We start from the raw sequence: 5,849 nt of genomic DNA, 5'->3' as shown, positions 1-5,849 counted from the left end.
GTCCCGGCGCCGAGGCCCGCGGCCGCGCCGCCGCGCCGGCCCCGGCCCCGGCGGAACACCCCGGCCGCCCTGGAACCGCTCGCCTACCTCGGCGAGGCCGGGCGGCAGATCGGCAGCTCGCTCGACCACCTGCAGGCCGCCCGGACGCTCGCCGAGGTTCTCGTCCCGCGGCTCGCCGACTTCGCGGCCGTCGAACTGCTCGAAGGCGTCGTCACCGACTCGGCGCCGCCCGCCGCCGAGGTCGACGAGACCACCCTGATGCGCCGCGTCGCCGTCGCCCACAACGACGAGCCCGGGCGCTGGGACGACGCCGTCCCCGAGGGCGAGGCGCTGCTCCTGCCGCCCGGCACCCCGTTCGTCCAGGCCATGCGGACCGGGCGTCCCGTGCACATCCGGCGCGTCGACCCCGCGCGGGCCGCCCGGCTCGCCGCCGCGTTCGGCGGCCGCGACCTGCGCCCGCTGTTCACCGGGCGGGCGCTGCTCGTCGTCCCGCTGATCGCGCGCGGCCGGGTGCTCGGCACGTTCAAGCTGCTCCGCAAGCCCGACCGGCCCTGGTTCGACGAGTCCGATCTCGCCATGGTCGACGAGATCGCCCGCCACGCCGCGCTGTGCATCGACAACGGGCGGCTGTACCGGCACGAGGTCAAGGTCGCCGAGGAACTGCAGCGCAGCATGCTCCCCGACGATCCCCCGGACGTCGCCGGGGCCCGGGTCCGCTACCGCTACCGGCCCGCCGGGCAGGCCGCCCAGGTCGGCGGCGACTGGTTCGACGCGATCCCGCTGCCCGGCTCCCGGCTCGGCCTCGTCGTCGGGGACGTGATGGGGCACGGCCTCACCTCCGCCGCGATCATGGGGCAGATGCGCACCGCCGTCCGCACCCTCGCCGCCGAGGACATGTGGCCCGGCCGGCTGCTGCGCCGGCTCGACTGGCTCGCCCGCCGGCTGGGCGAGGACCACCTCGCCACCTGCCTGTACGCGGTGTACGACCCGGTCGAGCGGCGCTGCACGTTCGCCAACGCGGGGCACGTCCCGCCCGTCCTCGTGTCGGCGGACGGGGAGAGCCGCGTGCTGCCCGTCCCGTCCGGTGTGCCGGTCGGGGTGGGCGGCAAGCCGTTCGAGACGGTGGAGGTCAAGGTCGAGGACGGGTCGCAGCTCGTCCTGTGCACCGACGGGCTCCTCGAACGCCGCGACCGCGACATCGAACAGGGGCTGGAGCAGCTGCGCGAACGGCTCGCCGGCGCGTCCCACGACCTCGACGGCACCTGCGACGACCTGCTCGCCGCGCTCGCCGCCCGCACCCCCGCCGACGACATCGCCATCGTCGCGGTCGGATGCGACGGCATCCCGCGCGACGACGTCGCCACCTGGGAGCTGGAACCCGAGCCGGACACCGTCCCGTGGATCCGCGGGCAGGTCGCCGCGCGGCTCGCCGGCTGGGGCCTCGATGCCCTCGTCGACACCGCGCGGCTGCTGGTCAGCGAGCTGGTCACCAACGCCGTCGTGCACGGCGCAGGCTCCCTCGGCGTCCGCCTGATCAAGGGCCGGACGCTGCTCTGCGAGGTCCACGACAACGGCCCCGACCTGCCGCATCTCCGGTATGCCGAGGACACCGACGAATCGGGCCGCGGCCTCCAGCTCGTCAGCCACATCTCGGCCCGCTGGGGCGCGCACCGCACCGAGACGGGCAAGATCGTGTGGTTCGAGCAGCGGCTGCCGCGCTGATCGTGGGTCCCCCTCGCCGAGCTGTGAGGTAAATGTCCCGCTGCCGCCAGATACTTTCCGACGTCTCCATCGGCTCTGATCGAAAGGTGCCGACGCCCCCGGGAGACGAGTTGGGCGAGTATCTGACACTGCCGGTTCCCCAGACCCTCTACGGGACCTACGCCGTGCCGCTCCCCGAACCGCTCGCCGACCCCGGCGCCCTCGCCCGCGACCAGGTGACCCGGCACACCGGGCCGCCGCTGCGCGACCTCGTCCTCGGCATGCTCGGCAGCCCCATGCTCACCCTCGACCAGCGCCCGTCCTCGGGTTTCCCCCCGCTGCCCCGTGACCTCCTGGCCGCCTACGGTGCCGCCGCGTCCGAACTTGAGACGATCTCGTCCGCCGCCTTCCTGATCGCCGTCCGCGCCGCCTACCGACCCGGCCGCCCACCGGCGCACGAATGGGCGTCCCGCACCGTCGCGGGCCTCCTTGGAACCGTCGCCGGCTCCCCGGTGATCGACGTCTTCACCCCGCGGGTCCTGCCGCCCTCCCACCTGCTGTGTTCCCTGCCCGGCCCGGACGGCGGCGTCCGGCTCACCGACTGGATGCTGCTGCCGCACACCGCGGGCCCGCGCGGTTTCTTCTTCGCCACCAGGGGCCTCGCCCGGTTCGGCCTGCCCGAATTACAGACCGAGAACGTCCCGGCGGACCTGGTGGAACCGTGGGGCCGCCTGCTGAACGGCCTTGCCCGCCGTCTCCTCGACCTGTGGCTGGACCGGCTCCCCGCCGGCGAGCAACCCCTCGTCGTCGACATTCCCGACGTCATCTCCGTCGGCCTGCGGGACGTCGCCGCCGCGCAGGGCACCGACGACCCGCTGCGCCGTGAGGTGTCCGTCCGGCTGCGCCTGGACCCGGGCCCGGCCCTCACCGTGCTGCCCGCCGAGGACGGCTCGGACCTCGAATCCCTGTGCGCCGCCCTCTTCGACACGCGCCCACCTTGCCGATGATCTTGAAATCGGCGCAGGATCGAGACCGTGAGATTCGGCCCGCGTGACCGTCGCAGCCCCGAACCCGACGACTCCGGCCCCGGGGATTCTCCGCCTCCGGAGACCCCCGTCCAGAGCCCCTACCCCGGAGACATCCACGTAGCAGGCAAGAGCACGTCCGACTGGACCCCTCACCCCCAGCCACCCCCCGAACCGGCCGACCAATCCTGGACCCGCCATTCCCCGGCCCCCTCGCCCCAGGCCCCGGGTGGCGGCTCCGAACCCCCTGCACCACCCTCATCCGAGCCGCCGTCGAGCGACCGCCCGTCCTGGGCACCCCCCGAACCGGAGGCCACGTCCCCGGGCGGCCCTTCCTCCTCGGCGGGTGAGGTGACCCGGCCGGAGCCGCCGGCGTGGATGTCCGATGAATCTGGGCCGCTTTCTCCTGCGGGGCAGTCTTCTGAGGGGTCGTCCTCTTCGGATTCTCCGCAGCCGCCGGGCTCCCCGTCCCCCGAACCCCCGTCGCCCTGGAGGCCCCAGGACCCGGGGACAGCGTCTCCCGGCGCGGCCCAGGCGGAGCCGTGGTCCCGGGCGCCGGGTGGGGGAGCGTCCGCGGGTGAAGAGCGTTCGCCGGAGCCGCCGTTGTGGACGCGGCATGATGCGAACGGCGAGGCGCCCGCAGGGCCGGCACCGCGCGAGCCGGAGACCGCGTCTCCCGGCTCGGCGCCCGCCCCGGCCGAGGAGACGACCCGGTCAGAGCCGCCGGCGTGGACGTCCCACGAGCCGGGCGGGGACCGGCCGGTGTCTTCGGGTGAGCCGTGGGCACCGCGTGATCCGCAGGCCGCGTCTCCCGGCCCGTCCCCGGGGGAGGCGGAGCCGCCGTTGTGGAAGCGGCGGGATGAGCCGTTCCTCCCCCGGAAGGGGCTGGCGGCGGAGCCGCCCGCGGTGACCGTGCCCGATGTCGTGGTGCCGGAGCCGCGGCGGCCCGGACCCATGGCGGATCCCGGGCGGCGCAAGGCCACGGCGGACGCGTTCGTGCGCGAGTTCGTCGGCAGCCCGACGTGGCGCGCCATGCTCGCGGTGCTGGAGAGCGCGTTCCCCGGACTGGGGATGGCCGCGGCGCTCTCGCGGCGGGCCGACATGGCGGTGGACGCGCTCGACCGGAGGACGGCGGCCAGGCTCCGAGTGCCGGTGTGGCTGGACGACGCCGGGATGGTGTTCGACCTCAGCGCGCATCTGAGCCCGCGCACCGTGGGGTCGCCGCCGCCGGAGGAGACGGCGCCGCCGCGCGCGTCCAGGCCCTACGCGGGGGCGTTCGTCATCGACACGCTCGATCCGCTGCGGTACCACCGTGCGGTGGGCGGGCCGCGGGCACCGCGGGAGCTGCCGGGTGAGGGCGCGCTGCCGGTGCCGCCCGGGACGGAGGACGACGACAGCGGCGTCGTGATCGTCGCGAACCTCACCGAGGCGGGCGTGCGGGTGCTGGACTCGGCGGCGCTGTGGCGGTACGCGGGCCGGGTCGTCACCGGGACGCTGCGCGAACCGGAGCGGCCCGAGACGCGGGCCCGGGCGCGGCGGGCGCTGTGGGCGCTGCGGCGGGTCGTGTTCGTCGACCCCGGCCTTCGGCTCGGGCTGTGCCTGCAGATCGACGCGGCGCGCGTCCCGCGGTGCCTGCTGGCGTTCAGCGTGGACGCGGCCGACGGCGCGGCCCGGTTCTCCCGTCCGTGATCAGTCGCCGGAGCGCAGCCAGGTCAGGTCGCGCTGCCGGTCGGCGGGCAGGTCGCGGATCTGGTCCACGAACTGCCACGGTTCGGTCGGCGGTGTGCTCTCCTCGTCCGGGAGCACACCGCACAGGAGCGCGCTCTGCGTGCTGACCGCGACGAACGGGCCGAACCGCGCGACGCCGCCGCCGCGCAGGGACGCCAGTTCGGTGAGCAGCGCGTTGACCGGGGACGGGTCCTGCGGGTCGTACAGGCCGCGGACGTAGGAGAACAGGTCCTCGGCGAGGACGTCGGGGCGCCGTCCCGACATGTGGTAGACGGTGCCCCGGTAGGTGCCGGTCGCCTGCATGGAGCGCCCGTCGCGGATGCGGACGCGCAGCCCGCACTCGGCGGCGCACCGCTCGTACGCCTCGGCGAGCAGTGCCTCGCCCTCGCCCTCCTCACTGAGCAGGGCGCCGGTGACGACGCCCTCCTCGCGGTCGAGGCGGTCGAGCATCTCGCGGTGCAGTTCCAGGACGTCCTGCTCCACCGCGTCGAGGGAGCGGGCGAGGGCGTGCTGGGCGTCGCGGTCGAGGCCGGCGCCGGCGAGTTCCTCGGAGATGTCGCCGAACTGCTTCTCCAGCCGCTCCACGCGTCCGGTGACGGTGTCCAGCCTTTCGAGGACCTCGGCGGGCGCCTCCGGGGTCTGCGGCGGGATGGGGATGCCGGCCGGCTCCGTGGCCTCGTCCACCACGGTCTTGAGCGTCTGGTGGTCCCGGGCGAGGTCGTCGAACTGTCTCCGCAGCTGGCGCAGCTCCGCCTGGGCGCGCGGAAGCCGCTTGTCGGATGCCAGGTAGAGCTCGCGTCCGGCGATCGCAAGGCAGAGCAGGACCAGGATCACGGTGGTCATGTGACTCCTCGGGAAGCGGGCTGCGCTCTTGACGATAACCATCCGTGGCCGGGTTGGACGAGGACGCGGCGCATCTCGTCCGAAAGGCCCGGCTTTTCCGCTGAGCGGCGGGACGGGGACACGGGGATCAGCCGAACAGACCGCCCAGCAGGCCGCCGAGGATCTCGGCCGCGCCGCCGGCGAGGTCGCCGGCCACGTCGGCCGCGATGTCCCCGGCGACGCCCCCGGCCGCGTCCGCGATCATGTTGCCGGCGACGTTGCCGGCGTATCCGGCGATGGCGTTGCCGAACGCGTCCACCGGGGCGCCCGCGAGGTAGCCCGCCGCGTTCTGCGCGTATCCGGCCGCGTCGCCCATGGCGCCGATGGCCATGGCGCCCGCGACACCGGCCGCCGCGGCGCCGCCGACCAGCCCGGCCGCCGCGATGCCGGGGTGCCCGCGATGCCCGCGGTAGCCGGGCGGGCCGTGATGGACGTGCACCGGCGGCGGACCGGGGTGGCCGTGCGCCGCGGGCGGGTAGCCCGCCGGGCGACCAGCTCGGCCAGCTCCACCCA

The 5,849-nt window shown here is 75.2% G+C and carries 4 protein-coding genes and 1 pseudogene; 3 read left to right on the top strand and 2 right to left on the bottom strand.

From position 1 onward, the window contains the following. The 3 genes from AF1_RS31495 to AF1_RS31485 all read left to right on the top strand — a co-directional run. The coding region (locus AF1_RS31495; RefSeq protein ID WP_067807750.1) for an ATP-binding SpoIIE family protein phosphatase at nucleotides 1-1,722 on the top strand (1,722 nt) is incomplete at its 5' end. A 110-nt stretch (nucleotides 1,723-1,832) separates the two neighbouring features. Further along, the gene (locus tag AF1_RS31490; RefSeq protein ID WP_084263512.1) at nucleotides 1,833-2,708 is read left to right on the top strand and encodes a hypothetical protein; all 876 of its coding nucleotides are present in this window, start codon (nucleotides 1,833-1,835) and stop codon (nucleotides 2,706-2,708) included. A 780-nt stretch (nucleotides 2,709-3,488) separates the two neighbouring features. Then, a complete protein-coding gene (locus AF1_RS31485; RefSeq protein ID WP_157419372.1) occupies nucleotides 3,489-4,415 on the top strand; it encodes a hypothetical protein in 927 nt (308 codons plus the stop codon). On the opposite strand, the gene AF1_RS31480 is transcribed toward AF1_RS31485, so the two are convergent. Together AF1_RS31480 and AF1_RS31475 are read right to left on the bottom strand one after the other, a co-directional pair. Then, a complete protein-coding gene (locus AF1_RS31480) occupies nucleotides 4,416-5,297 on the bottom strand; it encodes a hypothetical protein (RefSeq protein WP_067807744.1) in 882 nt (293 codons plus the stop codon). Between the two features lie 127 nt (nucleotides 5,298-5,424). Then, nucleotides 5,425-5,849, bottom strand: a pseudogene (locus AF1_RS31475) (hypothetical protein); the annotation flags it as partial.

It is taken from the genome of Actinomadura formosensis NBRC 14204 (assembly GCF_001552155.1).
GTDB lineage: Bacteria > Actinomycetota > Actinomycetes > Streptosporangiales > Streptosporangiaceae > Spirillospora > Spirillospora formosensis.
The sequence above is the reverse complement of the archived record's forward strand: the minus strand, read 5'-3'. Positions and strand labels throughout refer to the sequence as shown.